Origin of the sequence: Luteimonas vadosa (genome assembly GCF_039543545.1) — a bacterium.
Classification (GTDB): Bacteria; Pseudomonadota; Gammaproteobacteria; order Xanthomonadales; family Xanthomonadaceae; genus Luteimonas; species Luteimonas vadosa.
In genome coordinates this window covers 465,617-484,166 of the sequence record NZ_BAABJY010000001.1, presented here as the reverse complement: position 1 = coordinate 484,166, position 18,550 = coordinate 465,617, and the positions used below count along the sequence as shown (strand labels likewise).

The 18,550-nt window shown below is 70.0% G+C and carries 17 protein-coding genes; 5 read left to right on the top strand and 12 right to left on the bottom strand.

Annotated features, from left to right (window positions below):
- Positions 1 to 40 precede the first annotated feature (40 nt).
- A complete protein-coding gene (locus ABD970_RS02205) occupies positions 41 to 163 on the bottom strand; it encodes a hypothetical protein (protein WP_345293862.1) in 123 nt (40 codons plus the stop codon).
- 171 nt (positions 164 to 334) lie between these two features.
- Positions 335 to 1,570, bottom strand: a complete 1,236-nt coding sequence (locus ABD970_RS02200; protein WP_345293861.1) for a hypothetical protein — start codon at positions 1,568 to 1,570, stop codon at positions 335 to 337.
- 250 nt (positions 1,571 to 1,820) lie between these two features.
- On the opposite strand from ABD970_RS02200, the gene ABD970_RS02195 reads away from it, so the two are divergent.
- Positions 1,821 to 2,453 carry a TIGR00645 family protein gene (locus ABD970_RS02195; protein ID WP_345293860.1) on the top strand — a complete coding sequence of 211 codons (633 nt, stop codon included), beginning with the start codon at positions 1,821 to 1,823 and terminating at the stop codon, positions 2,451 to 2,453.
- Between the two features lie 20 nt (positions 2,454 to 2,473).
- Here ABD970_RS02195 and ABD970_RS02190 read toward each other — a convergent pair whose 3' ends face one another.
- Complete coding sequence (locus ABD970_RS02190; RefSeq protein ID WP_345293859.1) at positions 2,474 to 3,400, bottom strand: M61 metallopeptidase family protein; 927 nt, start codon at positions 3,398 to 3,400, stop codon at positions 2,474 to 2,476.
- Between the two features lie 184 nt (positions 3,401 to 3,584).
- On the opposite strand from ABD970_RS02190, the gene ABD970_RS02185 reads away from it, so the two are divergent.
- Together ABD970_RS02185 and uvrD are read left to right on the top strand one after the other, a co-directional pair.
- Positions 3,585 to 7,262: an EAL domain-containing protein gene (locus ABD970_RS02185; protein WP_345293858.1), complete on the top strand. Its 3,678-nt coding sequence runs from the start codon at positions 3,585 to 3,587 to the stop codon at positions 7,260 to 7,262.
- Positions 7,263 to 7,271: 9 nt separating this feature from the next.
- Entirely contained in the window at positions 7,272 to 9,449 is a 2,178-nt protein-coding gene (gene uvrD, locus ABD970_RS02180) for a DNA helicase II (protein WP_345293857.1), read from the top strand.
- A 154-nt stretch (positions 9,450 to 9,603) separates the two neighbouring features.
- On the opposite strand, the gene chaB is transcribed toward uvrD, so the two are convergent.
- Positions 9,604 to 9,831: a putative cation transport regulator ChaB gene (gene chaB, locus ABD970_RS02175; RefSeq protein ID WP_345293856.1), complete on the bottom strand. Its 228-nt coding sequence runs from the start codon at positions 9,829 to 9,831 to the stop codon at positions 9,604 to 9,606.
- 260 nt (positions 9,832 to 10,091) lie between these two features.
- Here chaB and ku point away from each other — a divergent pair, with 260 nt between their 5' ends.
- Positions 10,092 to 11,033, top strand: coding sequence for a non-homologous end joining protein Ku (ku, locus tag ABD970_RS02170; RefSeq protein ID WP_345293855.1), 942 nt, complete (start codon positions 10,092 to 10,094; stop codon positions 11,031 to 11,033).
- A 3-nt stretch (positions 11,034 to 11,036) separates the two neighbouring features.
- Positions 11,037 to 13,535 (top strand): DNA ligase D, encoded by a 2,499-nt coding sequence (ligD, locus tag ABD970_RS02165; RefSeq protein WP_345293854.1) that lies wholly within the window; start codon positions 11,037 to 11,039, stop codon positions 13,533 to 13,535.
- Positions 13,536 to 13,764: 229 nt separating this feature from the next.
- Here ligD and ABD970_RS02160 read toward each other — a convergent pair whose 3' ends face one another.
- From ABD970_RS02160 to ABD970_RS02125, 8 genes are all read right to left on the bottom strand, one after another.
- A complete protein-coding gene (locus tag ABD970_RS02160; RefSeq protein ID WP_345293853.1) occupies positions 13,765 to 14,340 on the bottom strand; it encodes a cysteine hydrolase family protein in 576 nt (191 codons plus the stop codon).
- Between the two features lie 59 nt (positions 14,341 to 14,399).
- Positions 14,400 to 15,368, bottom strand: coding sequence for a glutathione S-transferase family protein (locus ABD970_RS02155; RefSeq protein ID WP_345293852.1), 969 nt, complete (start codon positions 15,366 to 15,368; stop codon positions 14,400 to 14,402).
- Positions 15,369 to 15,470: 102 nt separating this feature from the next.
- The gene (locus ABD970_RS02150; RefSeq protein ID WP_345293851.1) at positions 15,471 to 15,719 is read right to left on the bottom strand and encodes a hypothetical protein; all 249 of its coding nucleotides are present in this window, start codon (positions 15,717 to 15,719) and stop codon (positions 15,471 to 15,473) included.
- 64 nt (positions 15,720 to 15,783) lie between these two features.
- Entirely contained in the window at positions 15,784 to 16,350 is a 567-nt protein-coding gene (locus ABD970_RS02145; RefSeq protein ID WP_345293850.1) for a manganese efflux pump MntP, read from the bottom strand.
- 230 nt (positions 16,351 to 16,580) lie between these two features.
- A complete protein-coding gene (locus tag ABD970_RS02140; protein WP_345293849.1) occupies positions 16,581 to 17,309 on the bottom strand; it encodes a DUF502 domain-containing protein in 729 nt (242 codons plus the stop codon).
- A gap of 76 nt (positions 17,310 to 17,385) precedes the next feature.
- On the bottom strand, positions 17,386 to 17,748 hold the full coding sequence (locus tag ABD970_RS02135; protein WP_345293848.1) for a cupin domain-containing protein: 363 nt from the start codon (positions 17,746 to 17,748) through the stop codon (positions 17,386 to 17,388).
- A 34-nt stretch (positions 17,749 to 17,782) separates the two neighbouring features.
- Positions 17,783 to 18,211, bottom strand: coding sequence for a GNAT family N-acetyltransferase (locus tag ABD970_RS02130; RefSeq protein ID WP_345293847.1), 429 nt, complete (start codon positions 18,209 to 18,211; stop codon positions 17,783 to 17,785).
- Between the two features lie 13 nt (positions 18,212 to 18,224).
- Entirely contained in the window at positions 18,225 to 18,509 is a 285-nt protein-coding gene (locus ABD970_RS02125; protein WP_345293846.1) for a DUF2782 domain-containing protein, read from the bottom strand.
- Between the last annotated feature and the right edge of the window lie 41 nt (positions 18,510 to 18,550).

Here is an 18,550-nt window from a genome sequence, read left to right as displayed (position 1 = left end):
GGGACAGCGACTGCAATGACGGCAAGCGAAACGCCCTCGATCAGGATTGGCGCGAGTATAGCGAGGCCGTGATCGACGCGACCTGCCCGGGTACCCCGATCAGCCGCGATTCGACGCCCGCGGTCAGGCTGGCACCGGACGCCAGCAAGCGGATCGCTCGCATCGGGACGTCCTGGATCGACCACCGCAAGCGCCTGTCCGGCGACCGCGACGCGCTGCATGCGGTGGCCGTCGCCGGCGCGGCCTGCGTGCCCAGCGCGGGGCTGGTCCACGGGGGCAATTTCGTCCACGTCTCGCCGATCGCGTGCGGCGTGGCGCGCGTGCGAGCCGGAATTCAGCGGCCAGTCCGCTCCAGGTCCGAAGGCAGCGTCGGTTCGGACAGCACCCGTTCCATCGCCGCCCAACGAGCCGCCTCGCTCTCGCCGGCACCTTCGACGTAGGCGCGCGCGGCGTCCAGGCCCAGGCCGTAGTTGATGACGTAGCTGCGGTATTTCTCGGTGAAGGCGATGGACTGCTCGGCGCGCTCGGGCGACAGCAGCTGGTACTTCTGCGCGAGTCGCAACGCGGCTGCACGATCGATGCGGCCGTCGAGGTAGTCGCGGGCGATGGTGAAGCGCGCGCCGGACAGCCTGGACCGGGCGAGGCGCAGGCGGTGGTCCTCGGCCGCCAGTGCCGGGTCGAGCCCGGCGAGGGGATACAGCACGTCGCGCTCGAAGGCCAGGCGTTCGGCGTCGTCGAAGGCCAGCTCGATGCCGTAGTTGGCGGTGCCTTCGGCGATGAACGATTGCGGGCTGTAGAGGGGGTAGACCGTGAATTCCTGCCAGCCGCGCGCCTTCGACAGGCCTTGCTCCAGCAGCATGTTCAGGACGTGGTGGCCCGGATAACCCTCGTGGCAACCCAGGTCGACGGCGCGGCTCATCAGCACCGGCAGGTCGGTGTTGATCTGGATCAGGCTGTTGGCGTCGCCCTTGTACCAGTTGTACCCCGACCAGGGCTGGCCGGTGACGAACTCGAGGGTGAAGCGCTCGCCGGGCGGCAGGGCGATGTGTTCCGCGGTGCGGCGCCGGCACTCGGCGATGGCCGCGCGCATCACCGCCTCCAGGCGATCTTCGGGAATGACGGTGCGCTCGGACTGTGCGTTGACGCGTCGCCACAGGGGGCCGTCGCCGGGCACCAGGCGTTCGAGCTCGGCCAGCGCGGCGTCGTAGTCGGACAAGCGCTTGAGCACCGGCCGCACGTCGAACAGGCCCTCGGCCTCGTCGTCGAACGCCAGCTCCTCGCCCGACAGCATGCGCAGCCGGGTCTCCGCCGCCTTGAGCTGGGCGAGCAGGAAGTCGCGGCGCCGCTGCTCCATGGGTGCCAGGCCGGCCGGATCCACGGCGCGCGCTTGCGACGTCAGGGCCTGCGTCGCCTCGCGGAGCTCCGGCACCGTGCGCGGATCGGCCTTGGCCTCCGCCGCCCACTGTTCCGGTCCGTAATAGGCGTCGACGTAGCCGGGCTCGCGCTCGCCGATCTCCAGCGTGAGGCGCACGAAGTCCTCCGCGATGGGGTCCAGGGAATTAGCGGTCATGGCATGTCTCCCTTCCGGCAGCGACGTACACGCCACCAGCAGCAGGCCGAGCGTCAACGAAAAAAATGATCTTGCGGCCACGGCCACGGCAGGACTCCTTGGTCCGGCGGGTCAGGCGGCGAGTGTCGACCAGTGACGCGGTCGAGTCCAATCGCCCGGGGTGGGCGGGCCGGGCCGGGCCGTGGCCGCGGCTTGGCAGGGCTGGACGGCGCCGCTACCCTTGCGCGCTGCCTCGCCATCGGTGCCATCCATGTCCCGTCCATCCGCTCCCCGCCTCGGCCCGCTGCCGGCGTTGATCTTCAGTTCGCGCTGGCTTCAGCTGCCGCTGTACCTGGGCCTGATCGTGGCGCAAGGCGTGTACGTGTTCCTGTTCCTCAAGGAGCTGCTGCACCTGATCACGGACGCCAACACGCTCACCGAGCAGGGCATCATGCTGCTGGTCCTGGGGCTGATCGACGTGGTGATGATCTCCAACCTGCTGGTGATGGTGATCGTCGGCGGCTACGAGACCTTCGTGTCGCGGCTGGGCCTGCAGGGGCATCCCGACCAGCCGGAATGGCTGAGCCACGTCAACGCCAGCGTGCTCAAGGTCAAGCTGGCGATGGCGATCATCGGCATCTCCTCGATTCACCTGCTCAAGACCTTCATCGAGGCCGGCATGCTCGGCGGCCTGCCGCTGTGCAACACCGCCGATGCGCTGGCGGCGGCCGAGGCGCTGTCGGCCATCGGGTCCTACGCCAAGTCCTGCACCATGGTTACCTCCGAAGGCGTGATGTGGCAGACCATCATCCACACCATCTTCATCCTGTCGGCACTGGGCATCGCCTGGACGGACAAGCTGATGACCAGCGTGTCGGCGAAGCGGGAACTGGCCGCGCATTGACCGAGGGTGCGTCGCGCGGCTCAGTCCGCCCCCATGACCTGGGCACGTAGCCGCGCGCCGGCGTCGTCGCGGGAAAAGCGCAGCGTTGAGCCCGACCTGGTGATGCCCAGCGACGCATAGCTGGCGTCCACCGCGGGAAACCGCGTCGCGCCGGCGTAGCGGTGGTAGCGCGAGGCGAAGACATCCGTGCCCGCGATCCCATCCAGCGCGGCGACGAAATCCTCCGGCGAGACCCAAGCGGTCCCGCGCAGGCAGCAGCCTGCGTACCCGGCGAGCACGGCGTCGAGCGAGCTGCCGCGGCGGCGCAGGGCGAGGTCGGCCTCCAGCCAGTACGCGGCCCCGGCCCAGTACACGCGCATCGTGCCGCCGCGCCCGCGCCCGAGTGCCGAGAGCGGCACGCCGTTGGTTGCGTCCCGGCCCCGGGCGAAGCCGCCGTCCAGCCGGCGCCAGGCTTCCCTGGGTTCGAGCAGGCCGGCGCGCGCCCTCAGCACGTTCTGGTAATAGCTGGCGAGGCCTTCGGCCAACCAGCGGCCGCGGTCACCCAGGTAGGGGTGGAACAGGTGCGAGAACTCGTGCACCGCGGTCCAGTCGGCGCGCAGCTCGTCGAACGTCGCGTCGTCGCGCACGTACAGCAGGACCGACACGTCCCCGCGCCGCGACGTCTGTCCCCAGGGCACGGGGCTGGCGCCGCTCCCCGGCCGTTGCGATATGACGACGCGCGCGGCATCCAGCGGGAAACGGCCCGTTGCGGTCCTCGCCGCGCGCGCGGCCTCGGCCGCCCAGCGATGCAGCATCCCGACGCGGGTACCGTCCTGGACGCCGCGCACCTCGATCCGCAATTCGGTCCCGTTCTCGCGCAGCACCCGCGCATCGACCGCGTCGCGCGCGTGGACGCCGCCCTGGGCCGCGACCACGGTCATGCACAGCAGCAAGGCTCGACGAGACATGCCCGGTTTGGATGGCCGGGCGCCGGCAAGGTTCCCGCGTGCGCGCGCCAGTCCGTGTCGAGTGGCCTTTCACGGGGTCGTGGGCACTTCGATGCGCCCCAGGCCGCCTCAACGCCTGTCCGCGGCAGGCGGCGTGCGGGGGTCTGTAGGATGGCGTCGGGGCTGGGAAACGAGGCGGGGGACCGTGGCAAAGGATGCCGGCACGATTGACGGCCGCGCGGGGGACACGTTGACGGGGCGGTTGCGGCGGTTGCTGTGGATGGGCGTATTGCTCTCCGCGTCGCTGCCCCTGCTGGGCGTCGGGCTTGCCCTGTACGAATTGCGCCAGACGCGCCTGGAAACCGAAACCCGGAGCAGGATGCTGGCCGATGCCGTGGCCCGGCAACTGCACGAGCGCCTGCTGCGGGTGGAACACGCCCTGGCGATGCGGGCACAGCACGACCGGCATCCGTCGCAGGCCGAGATGCCGCAACAGCCTGACCTTCCGCTGCGGCAGGTGGAGGTCCTGGCCGGCGGTCCTGCCGGTGCCGTGGTGCGTCCACCCGGCCAACGCCTGGGGATCGAGCCTGCCGTGCGCACCGGCGCGGGATGGCGGATCCCCATCGTCTACACGGATCCCTCCGGCATCGGGGTGCGGGCGCAGCTGCAGGCGGAATGGTTCGCCGAGCTGCTCCAGGGCTATCCGCTGGCGGCGACGGACCGGATCAACATCCTGCACGAACAGGGCTCGATGATTGCGCGATCCCACGACAACGCCGGGCACGTGGGCAGGAACCTCCCCCATACCCAGTTGACCGAAGCGCCTTTCCGGGACCAGCCACGGGGGCACTTTAGCGAGGCAGGCGCGCTGGACGGCGTCGACCGGCTGTTCACGTTCCAGCGCCTGGAAGGGTCGCCACTGCTTGTCGTCGTCAGCATGGCGAGCGGGGGCATCGTCGCGGCCTGGCTCGGGTTCGCGATCGTCGTGCTCATGGCCACCGTGCTCCTGGCCGTGCTGTGGGTCTGGTTGCTGAAGCAGTACGACCGCAAGCACGCCCGCCAGGGGGAATTGCTGGCGGAGCTGGAAGTCACCCGGCAGCGACTGGGCGAGGCCTGCGAACTGGCGGCGATCGGCGACTACGAGTGGGACATCAATAACGGGCGGGTGCACTGGTCACCCGAAGCCAGCCGCCTCTACGGGTTGCCACCGGCGTCCACGACCCTGGACCTCGACCAGGCCTTTGCCTCTATCCACCCCGAGGACATCGACCGGCTTCGCGGCATGGCCGAGCGACTGATGGCCGGCGACGAGCAGGTCGAGGCGGACGCCGAGTTCAGGATCGTCCGCGCCGATGGCGGCGTGCGCTGGATCTATGCCCGCGGCGTGCTCCACCACCGCCAGGACCGGCGCGTGATCCACGGCGTGCAACAGGACATCACCGAGCGCGTGGCCGCGCGAGAGCAGCTGCGTGCGACTGAGGAGAGCTACCGCTTCCTGTTCGCGCGCAACCCGCTGCCCATGTGGGTGTTCGACCCGGACACGTTGCGATTCCTGGAAGTCAACGACGCCGCAGTGGCGCACTACGGTTTCAGTCGCGAACGCTTCCTGCAGCTGCGCCTGCAGGACATCCGGCCGGGGAGCGAGATCGGCGAGCTGGAGCGCGCGCTGGCGCGCACCGAACCGGTGGCGCAGGGCCGCGTCTGGACGCATCGCCTGGCCGACGGCCGCCTGCGCAGGGTTGCGATCTTTTCGAGCGACATCCGCTTCGATGGCCGTTGCGCGCGGATGGTGCTGGCCCAGGACGTGACCGAAAGCGAGGCGGCCGAAGAACGCTTCCGGCTGATCGCGCGTGCGACCAGCGACGCGGTCTATGACTTCGACATCGAGAACGACCGGTTGTGGTGGAGCGACAGTTTCTACTCGACCTTCGGGTACCGGCCCGAGGAGATGCCCCCGACCCTGGCCGCGTGGGAGGCGATGGTGCATCCCGACGACCTCGCCCGGGTCAGCGACAGCCTGGAAGCGGCGATCGCAGACCCTGTGCGCGAGGAATGGACCGAGGAGTACCGGTTCCGGCGGCAAGACGCGGGGTATGCGGTGGTGGTGGACCGCGGCTTCTTCGTGCGCAACGCCGACGGCGCGGCGACGCGGATGCTCGGCGGCATGCTCGACGTGAGCGAACGGCGCCGCCACGAGGCGGACCTGCGCCTGCTCAGCCGCGCCGTGGAGTCCGTCGACAGCGGCGTGGTGATCGTCGACGCGCTCGGCCCGGATTTCCCCATCGTCTACGTCAATCGCAGCTTCGAACAGCTCACCGGATACGACGCCGCGGAGGCCACGGGCCGCAACTGCCGATTCCTGCAGGGCATCGACCGCGACCAGGCGGGCGTGAAGGCGATCGGCGCCGCCATCGCCGAGCGGCGCGAGGCGCGCGCGCTGCTGCGGAACTACCGCAAGGACGGCACCCTGTTCTGGAACGAACTGCACGTTGCGCCGGTACAGGACGAGCACGGCGCGGTGAACCATTTCGTCGGCGTCCTCAACGACGTGTCGGAGCGGCAACGGCAGGAACAGGAGCTGGCGCACCGTGCGACCCACGACGAACTGACTGGGCTGCCGAATCGCCAGTTGCTGCAGGACCGGCTGCAGCAGGCGATCCACAACGCGGATCGCTACGGGCGAAAGGCTGCGGTGGTGTTCCTCGACCTGGACGATTTCAAGCTGGTCAACGACACGCTCGACCATGCCGCGGGGGACCAGGCCCTGCGCATCGTCGCCGACCGCCTGCGCCAGCAGGTGCGCGAAACCGACACCGTCGGGCGCTTCGGCGGCGACGAGTTCGTCGTGGTGTTGACCGAGCAGAGCGACGAGGACGGGGTTGGGCAGGTCATCGCGCGGATCAGCGCGACCTTGTCGCAGCCGATGGAGATCGGCGACATCCAGCACGTCTTGACCCCCAGCATCGGCTGGTCCCGGTATCCCGAGGACGGCTCCGATCCCGAGACCCTCCTCAAGCACGCCGACATGGCGATGTACCAGGCCAAGCGGGCGGGCAGGAACCGCGCCGAGCGCTACCATGCCGGCCTCGACGTCGGCGCGATGCAAAGGCTGCAGCTCGTTGGCCAGTTGCGCGACGCGCTGGAGCGCAGGGAATTCGTGCTCGCGTTCCAGCCCATCCATGGCAGCGACGGCGCGGTCAGCGCGCTGGAATGCCTGGTGCGTTGGCAGCACCCGGAGCGCGGCCTGCTTTCGCCCGCGGAATTCATCCCGGTCTGCGAGGAAAGCGGCCTGATCCTGGAACTGGGCCGGCGCATCCTGCGCGAGGCCGCGCGGCACCAGGCCTTGCTGGTGGGACGCGGCTTCGCCGGGCTGCGGCTGGCGGTCAATGTCTCGCCGCTGCAGTTCGGGCCCCAGCTGGTCGAGGACGTCGCCGCCGTCCTCGCCGAGCACAGCCTCCCCGCGGGCGCCCTCGAACTGGAATTGACCGAGGGCACGGTCATGGACAACCCCCTGCGTGCGATCGAGACGATGCATTCACTTTCGGCGATGGGCGTATGCCTGGCCATCGACGATTTCGGCACCGGGTATTCGAGCCTGTCCTACCTCAAGCGCTTGCCGCTGGACCGGTTGAAGATCGATCGTTCCTTCGTGCAGGACCTCCCCGGCGACCCCGAATCGGCGTCCCTGTGCAGCACCATCATCGGGCTCGCCCACTCGATGGGCCTGCACACGGTCGGCGAGGGCGTGGAGGAGGAAGGCCAGCTGGCCTGGTTGCGCGCACAGGGCTGCGAGGAGATGCAGGGCTTCCTGATGTCCAGGCCGCTGCTGTTCGACGACCTGGTGGAGTACCTCGACCGGGGATCGGCGCCCGCCAGGACGTAAACTGGCGCGATGGATGTCTCCCACCTGCTCGACGGCCTGAACGACGCCCAGCGCGAGGCGGTGTCGGCGCCGCCGGGCCACTACCTGGTGCTGGCCGGCGCGGGCAGCGGCAAGACCCGGGTGCTGACGCACCGCATTGCCTGGCTGCACGAGGTCTTCGGGGTCCCGGCGCACGGCATCTTCGCGGTGACCTTCACCAACAAGGCCGCCGGCGAGATGCGGCATCGCGCCGACGCGCTGCTCCGAAACGGTTCGCGCGGCCTGTGGGTCGGCACCTTCCACGGCCTCGCGCACCGGCTGCTGCGCCTGCACTGGCAGGACGCGAAGCTGCCCGAGGGCTTCCAGATCCTCGACAGCGACGACCAGCTGCGCCTGGTCAAGCGGGTGATGCAGCAGCTGGAGATCGACCCCGCGCGCTTCCCGCCCAGGCAGGTCGCATGGTGGATCAACGCCCAGAAGGACGAGGGCCGGCGCCCGCGGCACATCCAGCAGGACCGCGACGAATGGTCGGACGTGATGCTGCGCAGCTACGCGCTGTACCAGGAGCGTTGCGACCGCGCCGGGCTGGTGGATTTCGCCGAGATCCTGCTGCGCGCCCACGAGTTGCTGCGCGACACCCCGGCGCTGCTGGCGCACTACCGCCAGCGCTTCGGCCAGTTGCTGGTGGATGAATTCCAGGACACCAATGCGATCCAGTATGCGTTCGTGCGCGTGCTGGCCGGCGACACCGGACAGGTCTTCGTGGTCGGCGACGACGACCAGGCGATCTACGGCTGGCGCGGCGCCAAGGTCGAGAACGTGCAGAAGTTCCTGCACGACTACCCGGGCGCGCGCACCATCCGCCTGGAGCAGAACTACCGCTCCACCGCCAACATCCTCGACGCCGCCAACGCCGTGATCGCGCACAACCCGGCGCGGCTCGGCAAGAAGCTGTGGACCGATGCCGGCGCCGGCGATGCCGTCGACCTGTTCGCCGCCTACAACGAGATCGACGAGGCCCGCTACGTGCACGAGCGCATCGCGCAGTGGGTGCGCGACGGCGGTAGCTACGGCGACTGCGCGATCCTGTACCGCAGCAACGCGCAGTCCCGGATGTTCGAGGAAACGCTGCTCGCCGAACAGGTGCCGTACCGCGTCTACGGCGGCGTGCGCTTCTTCGAGCGGGCCGAGATCAAGGACACGCTGGCCTACCTGAGGCTGGTGAGCAACCGCGACGACGACGCGGCCTTCGAGCGCGCGGTCAACACGCCCACGCGCGGCATCGGCGGCCGCACCCTGGACGAGGTGCGACGGCGCGCGCGCGCCGACGCGGTGTCGCTCTGGGAGGCCTCGCTCCGGGAGGCGCGCGGCGATGCGCTCGCGGCGCGCGCGCGCAACGCGCTGGCCGGCTTCCACGGGCTGGTCGATGCTCTGGCCAGAGAGGTCGACGACTTGCCGCTCAAGGACAAGATCGACCACGTGCTGCTGCGCTCCGGCCTGCGCGAACACTACGAGGCGGAGTCCCGGGGCGCCGTCGATTCCCGCGTCGACAACCTCGACGAGCTGGTCTCGGTCGCTTCGCGTTTCGCGCGGGGCGACGAGGAGGAAACCGCGGAGCTGGGCGAACTGGTCGCCTTCCTGGCCTACGCGGCGCTGGAGGCCGGCGAGGGCCAGGCGCAGGCGGGCGAGGACGGCGTGCAGCTGATGACCCTGCACAGCGCCAAGGGGCTCGAGTTCCCGCTGGTGTTCCTGGCCGGCATGGAGGAAGGCCTGTTCCCCAACGCGCGCTCGGTGGAGGAGGAAGGCCGCCTCGAGGAAGAGCGCCGGCTGGCCTACGTCGGGATCACACGCGCGCGGCAAAAGCTGGTGCTCAGCCATGCCGAGACCCGCCGCCTGCACGGCCAGGACATGTACGGCATCCCCTCGCGCTTCCTGCGCGAGATTCCGTCGGCCCTGCTGCACGAGATCCGGCCGAAGGCGAAGGCGATGCGCATGGCGCAGCCGGCCAACCCGCGCCGCCACGGCCACGCCGCGGTGGAGGAGGATGCCGGCGTCAAGCTAGGCCAGCAGGTCAGCCATGCCAAGTTCGGCAGCGGCACGGTCACCGACATCGAGGGCGCCGGCGCGCACGCGCGGGTGCAGGTGAATTTCCAGGACGTGGGCAGCAAGTGGCTCGTGCTGGCCTATGCCAACCTGCAGACGGGGTGAGGGCCTCGGGGCGCGCGGTCCGCGACGCGCAGGATCGGAAGCGACCCCACGCCGTGCATCGCGTCCCGCATTGCCGGCTGGCGAGCCGGGCGCCGGCGCGGAGCTTGGCTACGCCAACCTGCCGGCGGGTTGAGCCCGCCGGGGGGGGGGGCGACTATTTCGCGTGCCAGTCGCCGTCGTCGCCTTTCTGGTATTTGTCCTTGACCGCCGCCCAGGCCACCTTGTGCGCGGTCTCCTCGCGGGTGGCGTCGCCGCGGCGGTCGTCGGGGTCCTTGTACTGCTTCCACGCGCTGTTGAATGCTTCCTTGTAGATCTCCTTGGCGTGTTCCGGGAGATGGTCGCGCACGGAATCGGGTAGTTCGCTGACGCGGTCGTAGGGCATGTCGTGCTCCTGCGGGTTGGTGGGGCCAAGGGTGCCCCGGTCGCGGTGAAACCCGGGCAAACGAGGGCGACCGGCCGCGCGTCGACCTGTGCGCCCGCATCCCCGGCCCCGGGGCGGCCAGCGTGCTTTCACCACCGTCTCACCGTGGGGTGCCTACCGTCGGACGCCCGAGGGCTGCCCGGAGGTCGCATGCGATCCCACCATCCACCCGCGCGCGCCGCGTTCCCGCGCGCAACCAGCTCGCCGCCGGGGATCGGCTGATGGCCCGCCCGATCTGGACCGGGACGCTCTCCTTCGGCCTGCTCAACATCCCGGTGTCGCTGATGTCGGGCGAGCGAAAGGTCGACCTGCAGTTCCGGATGCTCGATGCGCGCGACCGCAAGCCGATCCGCTACGAGCGCGTGAATGCCGAGACGGGCGAGGAAGTGCCGTGGAAGGACATCGTCAAGGCCTTCGAGTACGACAAGGGCAGCTACGTCGTGATCGACAAGGAGGACATCGAGTCCGCCGCCCCGGAAAGCCACGAGACGGTCGAGGTCGAGACCTTCATCGAGGCCGATGCCATCGCCCCGGCCTACTACGACAAGCCTTACGTGCTGGTGCCGGCGAAGAAGGCCGAGAAGGGCTACGTGCTGCTGCGCGAGACCCTGGCCAGGACCGGAAAGGTGGGAATCGCGCGCGTGGTGATCCGGACGCGGGAATACCTGGCTGCGGTCGTGCCGCAAGGCGACGCGCTGTTGCTGTTGCTGCTGCGCTACCCGCAGGAGCTGGTCGACCCGGCGGACTATCGCTTGCCCGAAGGCGGCACCAAGGACTACCGCATCACGGCCAAGGAACTGGAGATGGCAGCGCAGCTGATTGAGTCGATGTCCGGCGATTGGGCTCCCGACGCGTTCCACGACGAGTTCCGCGAACGCCTGCAGGCGGTCATCGAGAAGAAGCTCAAGGCCAAGGGCGCGAAGGTCGACGTCGCCGAGGCCGAAGGCGAGCCGCCGGAGGACGCCACCACCAACGTCGTCGACTTCATGAGCCTGCTCAAGCAGAGCATCGCCAGCAACAAGCGCACCCCGGCGAAGAAAGAAGAGGAGGCAAAGAAGAAGTCGGCCGCGAAGAAGTCCGCAGGCGCATCGAAGAGCAAGGCGGCCAAGGGCAAGCCGGCGAAGAAGGCCACGAAGAAGGCGGCCAAGCGCAAGGCCGGATAGTCGATGGGCCTGCGGGACTACGCGCGCAAGCGCCGCTTCGACGCCACGCCGGAGCCCGAAGGCAGGGTTGTCGAAACAGGAGGGCGGCGGCCGGTCTTCGTCGTGCAGCTGCACCATGCGCGCGCGCGGCACTACGACTTCCGGCTGGAGGTCGACGGCGTCCTGAAGAGCTGGGCCGTGCCGAAAGGGCCGTCGCTGCGTCCGGGCGACAAGCGGCTTGCGGTCCAGGTCGAGGATCATCCGCTGGAATATGCAGGCTTCGCCGGCGACATCCCGGAAGGCAACTACGGCGCCGGTCATGTCGACATCTTCGATCGCGGCCACTGGGCCAGCGACGGCGACCCCCAGGCGGCGCTGGCGCAAGGGAAACTGGATTTCGTCCTGCAAGGCGGGAAGCTGCGCGGCGGCTGGAAGCTGGTGCGCACCCGCAAGCAGGGACGGCAGGTGCAATGGCTGCTGATGAAGCGCCAGGACCGGCATGCCGCCGAGCTGGAGGCCGACGACCTGATCGACGATGCCGGCGCCGGGGCGGGCGCCAGGGCCAAGGCGAAGGCGCGGCCGAAAAAGACCGGCAAATCGGACTCGGCTGTGAAATCGAAACAGGCGCCGGCGCGTCGCGACGGGAGCGGCCGCAAGCGCGACGCGGCCTGGCGCAAGCGCGCCTCGGACCTCGACGGTGCGCGGGAGACCGGCCTGCCGCTGGGGTTCGAACCGGCGCTGGCCACCTTGCGCGCCGCACCGCCCACCGGCGACGACTGGCTGCACGAACTCAAGTGGGACGGCTATCGCCTGCTGGTGGACCTGGACGCGGGCAAGGCGCGCCTGCGCTCGCGTGGCGGGCTCGACTGGAACGCGACGTTTCGGGAGATCGCGCGGGCGGTGGAAGCCCTGCCGGTGTCCAGCGCCTGCCTGGACGGCGAACTGGTGGTGATCGACGCAGCGGGGCGCAGCGATTTTTCGGAGTTGCAGCGCGTGGTCGAGGGCACGTCGAAGGCGGACTTGCGCTACATGGTCTTCGACCTGCCCGGCCTGGCGGGCGTCGACCTGCGGCGCGCGCCGCTCCAGGCGCGCAAGGCCTTGCTGAAGGACCTGCTGGGCACGCCAGGCCTGCTCGCCTACAGCGACCATGTCGTCGGCCATGGCGCGGAAGTGTTCGCGCAGACCGGCAAGCAGGGGCTGGAAGGCATGATCAGCAAGCGCTGCGGGAGCCCTTATCGCGCGGGCCGCGGCGGGGACTGGATCAAGAGCAAGCATGCGCTGGCCGACGAGTTCCTCGTCATCGGCTACACGCCACCCAAGGGCTCGCGCAGCGGCTTCGGATCGCTGCTGCTGGCCACGCGCGAGCGCGGCCGGCTGCGGTATGCCGGGCGGGTCGGAACCGGGTTCGACGACACGGCGCTGCGCGTGCTCCACGAGCGGCTGCAACCGCTGCGACAGCGGGAAGGCGTCATCGAGCTGCCCGCGCACGTCCCTTTTTCCGCGCGCGCGGTGCGCTGGGTCCGTCCCGAACTGGTGGTCGAGGTCGCGTACCGGGGCCTGGCCAAGGAAGGCCTGCTGCGCCAGGCCAGCTTCCTGCGCGTGCGCGACGACAAACCGGCGCGCGAGGTGCAACGACCGCCGGCGGCGCCCACCCGGGAGGAAGACGTGAACCTGACCCACCCCGATCGCATCGTGTTCAAGGACGCCGGCTGCACCAAGGCCGACGTCGCCGACTACTACCGCAGCGTCGCCGGGTGGATGCTGCCCGGCCTGCGAGACCGGCCGCTGTCGCTGTTGCGCTGCCCGGAGGGCGCGCAGGGCGAGTGCTTCTTCCAGAAGCACCACGCAGGCAGCCTCGGTTCGCAGGTGCATGCCTTGCCGCTCCGGCAGAAGGACGGCAAGGCGGACTACCTGTACGTGGACTCGATCGAGGGCGTGCTCGAACTGGTGCAGATGAACACCATCGAGTTCCATCCCTGGGGGGCCTGCGCGCGGGATCCGGAACGGCCGGACCGGCTGGTGTTCGACCTCGATCCGGGGGAAGGGGTGGCGTGGAAGCAGGTGGTGGCCGCGGCGCGCGATACACGCGACAAGTTGCGCCAGGCCGGCTTGGAGAGTTTCGTGCGCCTGTCCGGTGGCAAGGGGCTGCACGTTGTCGCGCCGATCGAAGGCGGTCCGTCCTGGGACGCGGTGCGCGGCTTCTGCGAGGCCTTCGCGCAGGCGATGGCCCTGCATGCCCCCGACCGGTACGTGGCGACGATGTCCAAGGCCAGGCGCGGCGGCAAGGTCTTCATCGACTGGTTGCGCAACACGCGCGGGGCCACCAGCGTCGCGTCCTGGTCGCTCCGCGCGCGCAAGGGCGCGCCGGTCGCGGTGCCATTGCGCTGGGAGGAACTGGGCCGCATCAAGCGCGCCGACGCCTACGACCTGCCGAAGGCCAGGCGCCGCGCCGCCCGCCTGCGAGACGACCCCTGGGCAGGGATCGATACCCTCCGACAGTCGTTGCCGGCCTTGCACGACTGAGTGTCCCGTGCGCCCTCCCGGCGATGCTGCGCCGTGCATCGCTGCCAGTACCCGTGCGGACGCGTGGCCTCGAGGGATCACCCGCGGCAGGCGACCGACCAACGGCGAAGCCTGGCGAAACGAGGCAGCACCGCACGGCGGCGCGCGGCGTATCGCGACATCCCCGCGCATCGCACAGGCGTCGAATCCTGCCGGCACGCGTGCCACGGGCCATGTCCCGTTGCGGCGGTCAGTCGCCCTCGCGATCGCCCGCCAGCCAACGATCGATGCTGCGCATGCCGCGGGTCTCGAGGCCCGAGGCCTGCAAGACCCGCCGTGCCGCCTGCCGGCGCGCGTCGTAGGCGGAGGCAACGCAGTCGACGGGGACCACGACGCGATAGTCCCGCATGTGCGCCTCCAGCGCCGTGACCAGCACGCAGGCTTCCGCGGCAATCCCGGTCACCACGAGTACGCGTGCGTCCAGCTTGGCGAGCAGCAGCGGCAGCGGCGTCTGGTAGAACGCCGAATGCCGCGGCTTGAGGATGAACAGGTCGTCCGCGCCCGGCCGCAGGATCTCGACGATGTCCGCCCCCGTCCCCTCGCTGGCGAGCGACACGATCCGGCTGAATTCCGATTGCCAGTGGCCGAAGTGGTCGTTGACGTAGATGCATTGACCGCCCCGGCGCGCGATGCGTGCCTTCAGCCGGGCGATGCGGGGTGCGATGCGCAAGGCCTGCGCGTGCAGGGCGGCGCCATGCTCGAAGTCGAAGGTGCTCACCATGTCCAGGATGAGCAGCACGGTGCGCGTCGCGGTCTGGTCGGCCATGGGCGGGAAACCTAGCGGCCGCGCCGTGAAGACGCCGCCGCGCCGGGCAACACCAGGGCCTAGCCGTGGGCGGGGGCTTCCCAGTCCACCGCCGGTCCCGCCGGCACGATCCCGGTGGGATCGATGCGGGGGTGGCTCTGGTAGTAATGGCGCTTGATGTGCTCGAAATCGACGGTCTCGCGCACGCCGGGATGCTGGTACAGCCGGCGGGCGTAATCCCACAGCCGCGGATGGTCGACCAGGCGGCGGACGTTGCACTTGAAGTGGCCGTGGTACACGGCGTCGAAGCGCACCAGCGTGGGAAACAGCCGCCAATCGGCCTCGGTCAGGGTGTCGTGGCAGAGGTAACGGCGCTTGCCGAGCAGTTTTTCCAGCCAGTCGAGGCTGTCGAACACCTCGGCCACCGCTTCGTCGTACGCGGCCTGCGAGCTTGCGAAGCCGGCCTGGTAGACGCCTTCGTTGAGCTTGTCGTGGATGCGGGTGTTGAACGCGTTGATGTCGTCGCGCAGCGGTGCCGGGTAATAGTCGCGATCGTTGGCCCCGACCCCATCGAAGGCGTCGTTGAGCATGCGCATGATGTCGGCCGATGCGTTGTTGACGATGCGGTGGTTGCGGCTGTCCCAGAGCACGGGCACCGTGGCCGGGCCGCTGTAGGTGGGGTCGCTGCAGGCATAGACCTGCCACACGTAGCGCGCGCCGCTGTCGGGATCCGGGACCACGCCCGGGCCTTCGTCGAAGGTCCACCCGTTCTCGCCCATCAGCCAGTGGGTGACCGACAGCCCGACGAGTTCCTCCAGCCCCTTGAGCCGCCGCATGAGCGTGGCGCGGTGCGACCAGGGGCAGGCGAGGGACACCATCAGGCGGTAACGGCCCGGTTCGGCGGGGAAGCCGCCTTCGCCGGTCGGGCCGGGTTCGCCGTCAGGCGTGATCCAGTTGCGGAACCTCGGCGGTGGCCCGCGCATGCGGCCTTCGCGGTCGGTCCAGGATGCGTCCCGTTCCTGCCAGCTGCCTTCGACCAGTACGCCCATTGACCCGGTGTCCCCTTGCCATGCCGTCGCTTCGGCGGGCCATGGTGCGGGCCTTGCCGTGAAGGGCCCGTGCCACCACGCGCCACCGCACCGCGCGGAGGCTCACTCGCGCACCGGGATCTCCTGGTTCTCGTTGAGCATGCCATTGGGTTCCAGCACCGCGCGGCGCGTGCCCTCGGCGTCCGAAACCACGGCGATCGCCTCCTGGAACAATTGCTGGCGCAGGAATTCAAGCGTCCAGCCCATCGGCTCCAGCGTCTGCAGCGTCTTGAGCTGCGCTTCGGTCAGCGCATCGCGCAACGCGGCGTCGTCGGGTGGTGCGTCGGATTTGCGGCGTTCACGTCTGGTCATCATGCGATGGTGGGTTGCGGTGGTCTTCCTTGGCAACGTCGTTTGCCCGCATCTTCGGCCAGCGTCACGCCGCGCCGAGGTGCTGGAACAGGATGGCGACGCCAATGGCGACCAGGAGCGCGCCGCCCACGATTTCCGCGCGCCGTCCCGCCAGCGCGCCGAGGACGCGACCGAGCAGGATGCCGCAGGAGACCATGACCAGGGTGGTGCAGGCCACCACGGCCGCGACGACCACGATGTCGACGTCGACGAAGGCCAGCCCGACGCCCACGGCCAGGGCGTCGATGCTCGTGGCCAGGCCGGTGGTCGCCAGCGTCCAGAACCCGGGACGGGCCGCGGGGGTGGCGGATGCGTCCGGCGCGCGCAGGCCCGCGTGGATCATGCGCAGGCCGAGCAGGCCCAGCAGCGTGAAGGCGATCCAGTGGTCCCATGCGGTGACGTAAGGCGCCGCGGCGTTGCCCAGCGCCCAGCCCACCAGGGGCGTGAGGCCTTCGATGGCGCCGAAGATCAAGCCGGCGCGCAGCGCTTCCGTCAGCCGAGGGTCGCGCATCGCGGCGCCCTTGCCGACGGCGGCGGCGAACGCATCGGTCGACATCGCGATGCCAAGCAGGAGGATGGACAGCGGATGCATGGCGGGACCGGCGGGCTTGGCGGACGCGGCACGGCGGCGCGCCCGACTCCTCGATGCGCCGCGGTGCCGCTGGTCTCGCCAACCTGGATGGTGTGCGCGCCCCGGCAGGCTCACGCTGCCGAGCATGTTGACGCGGACGCTTCCTGCTCGTGGTCACGAGCCGAAGCCGGCTACTCCCCAACGGGGAGGGCGATGGTAACACCGGCCTTGCGGGGCCCGGTTCACCCCTGTTACGCGTCGCCCTGGTCCTGTGGCCCACCCTCGCCGGCCTTGGCAATCGCACCGGGGTCGGCCGCCGCGCGCCGCCCCTTGGCCCCGGCGGCCGGGCGCCTGGGCGGCGTGATGCCCATCGACAGGTAGACGCTGGTCAGGGTGTCGATGCCGAAGTCCGCCGGCTTGACCCATTCGACCGGCGCGAAGATCAGGCCGCCGCCGACCGGGATCGGCGCGGTGGGCACCAGCACGGTGAAATACAGGCGGCCGTCGATGCGCTGCGGCTCGGGGTTGGGCAGCAGGCCAAGGACTGCCGCGCCGTCGCCACCGAAGAAGCACCACACCGGGCTCATCGCCGCGATGTCGGCTTCCTGGCGGTCACCGATCACCGACACGAAGCGGTCGGCCAGGTTGTACACGCTGCCGATCAACGGGATGCGCCGCAGCGTGCCGTCGACCAGTGCCTTGACCGGCTGCTTCAGCCGCGACTGCACCACCACGCCCAGCAGGTAGACCAGCACCAGCACCAGCAGCGTGCCCAGGGCGTACGCAGCCAGCGGGTGCAACGAGAAGGTCTCGCCGAACACGGTGAACGAGCGGCCGAACAGGCTGCCGGGGCCGACCAGGCTGTTGACCAGGGCCGCCAGCCAGCCAAGCAGCGCGATGGTGAGCACCAGCGGCAGCACCGCCAACAGGCCGGTCAACCAGGTCGTGAACAGCGGTTTGAGCAGCGTGCGCGTGGTCATTCGAGCCGGTGGCCGGGGAAAGGCGGACGCCCATCGTAACCGCGCGCCCGCACGGCAGGACCGACGGACGTAGTGCCTACAGGACGACGCCCTGCGGCGCCGTGAAACAAGCGTCGTCGACATCGCCTGTATTGCGCACGTCGGCGGGTTCGAACAGCACGATCTCCGCTTCCGCCTCCGCGACCGGACGGTGTTCGACGCCGCGCGGCACCAGGTGGTAGTCGCCGGGTCCCATCTCGACGGCATGGTCGCGGAACTCGAGGCGAAACCGGCCGCGCCAGCAGAGGAACAGCTCGTCGGCTTCGGCGTGGCGGTGCCAGGGGAATTCGCCGAGGATCTTCGCCAGCTTCACCTCCTGCCCGTTGAGGCTGGCCACCACCTTGGGCTGCCAGTGCTCGCGGAACTGGGAGAACTTGTCGTCGAGGTCGCCTGCAGGCATGCGGGGCTCCGGTGGCGGGCGTCGGCGCGGCGGGTCAGTCGAGCGCGATGCCGAAATGGAAGGAATCGATGCGCAGGCCCTCGCGCAGGTAGAAGGCATGGGCCTCCTTGCGCTGGGTGCCCGAGTCCAGCTGCAGGGACGTGCAGCCCAGGCGCCGCGCCTCGGCCTTGAGCCAGTCCAGCAGCGCCTTGCCGTGCCCGCGGCTGCGGGTGTCCGCGTCGGTGACCAGGTCGTCGACGTAGAGGAAGCGGCCGTGGGCGAGGTATTCCACGACCCGCCACCCCGCGAAGGCACGCACCGCGCCGTCGTCGAACAGGCCCGTCGCCCGGTAGCCCTCGCCGGCCTGGCGCAGCGCCTGGGCGACGAAGGCCCCGGCATCCAGGTGCGGGCGCAACTGCCGGACCACCGGCCACGCGGCGTGCAGGTCGGCTTCGCAGGCCAGCGCGCGGATCTCGACGCTCATCGCCGCGTGCGACCTACCACTCGAACAGCTTGAAGTAGACCGGCGAGATGCCGTCGCGCTCGTCGACGATCCCGTCGCCGTCGCGATCCTGCAGGTAGTAGGCCGGCCCGCGCGCGGGCACCACCTTGACCACGCGCAACTGGGTGCCGACGCGGTACTCGGTGATCACGTCGCCGTTGGCCTCGGTGCGCGTGGTGGCGACCGCCTCGGGCGGGATCCGGACACCCGCGGTGTCGTCGAAGCTCGCGCAGGCCTGGAGCAGCAGGACGGCGGCGAACAGGGGCAGCAAGGCGTTCATGGCGATCTCCGGCGGCAGGGTTCCATTATGCGCCGGGCGCG

What these genes read in the sequence shown, in the direction of transcription:
- ABD970_RS02205 (WP_345293862.1), bottom strand. Translation starts at nt 163, where the DNA reads ATGCGAGCGATCCGCTTGCTGGCGTCCGGTGCCAGCCTGACCGCGGGC.
- ABD970_RS02200 (WP_345293861.1), bottom strand. Translation starts at nt 1,570, where the DNA reads ATGACCGCTAATTCCCTGGACCCCATCGCGGAGGACTTCGTGCGCCTC.
- ABD970_RS02195 (WP_345293860.1), top strand. Translation starts at nt 1,821, where the DNA reads ATGTCCCGTCCATCCGCTCCCCGCCTCGGCCCGCTGCCGGCGTTGATC.
- ABD970_RS02190 (WP_345293859.1), bottom strand. Translation starts at nt 3,400, where the DNA reads ATGTCTCGTCGAGCCTTGCTGCTGTGCATGACCGTGGTCGCGGCCCAG.
- uvrD (WP_345293857.1), top strand. Translation starts at nt 7,272, where the DNA reads ATGGATGTCTCCCACCTGCTCGACGGCCTGAACGACGCCCAGCGCGAG.
- chaB (WP_345293856.1), bottom strand. Translation starts at nt 9,831, where the DNA reads ATGCCCTACGACCGCGTCAGCGAACTACCCGATTCCGTGCGCGACCAT.
- ku (WP_345293855.1), top strand. Translation starts at nt 10,092, where the DNA reads ATGGCCCGCCCGATCTGGACCGGGACGCTCTCCTTCGGCCTGCTCAAC.
- ligD (WP_345293854.1), top strand. Translation starts at nt 11,037, where the DNA reads ATGGGCCTGCGGGACTACGCGCGCAAGCGCCGCTTCGACGCCACGCCG.
- ABD970_RS02160 (WP_345293853.1), bottom strand. Translation starts at nt 14,340, where the DNA reads ATGGCCGACCAGACCGCGACGCGCACCGTGCTGCTCATCCTGGACATG.
- ABD970_RS02155 (WP_345293852.1), bottom strand. Translation starts at nt 15,368, where the DNA reads ATGGGCGTACTGGTCGAAGGCAGCTGGCAGGAACGGGACGCATCCTGG.
- ABD970_RS02150 (WP_345293851.1), bottom strand. Translation starts at nt 15,719, where the DNA reads ATGACCAGACGTGAACGCCGCAAATCCGACGCACCACCCGACGACGCC.
- ABD970_RS02145 (WP_345293850.1), bottom strand. Translation starts at nt 16,350, where the DNA reads ATGCATCCGCTGTCCATCCTCCTGCTTGGCATCGCGATGTCGACCGAT.
- ABD970_RS02140 (WP_345293849.1), bottom strand. Translation starts at nt 17,309, where the DNA reads ATGACCACGCGCACGCTGCTCAAACCGCTGTTCACGACCTGGTTGACC.
- ABD970_RS02135 (WP_345293848.1), bottom strand. Translation starts at nt 17,748, where the DNA reads ATGCCTGCAGGCGACCTCGACGACAAGTTCTCCCAGTTCCGCGAGCAC.
- ABD970_RS02130 (WP_345293847.1), bottom strand. Translation starts at nt 18,211, where the DNA reads ATGAGCGTCGAGATCCGCGCGCTGGCCTGCGAAGCCGACCTGCACGCC.
- ABD970_RS02125 (WP_345293846.1), bottom strand. Translation starts at nt 18,509, where the DNA reads ATGAACGCCTTGCTGCCCCTGTTCGCCGCCGTCCTGCTGCTCCAGGCC.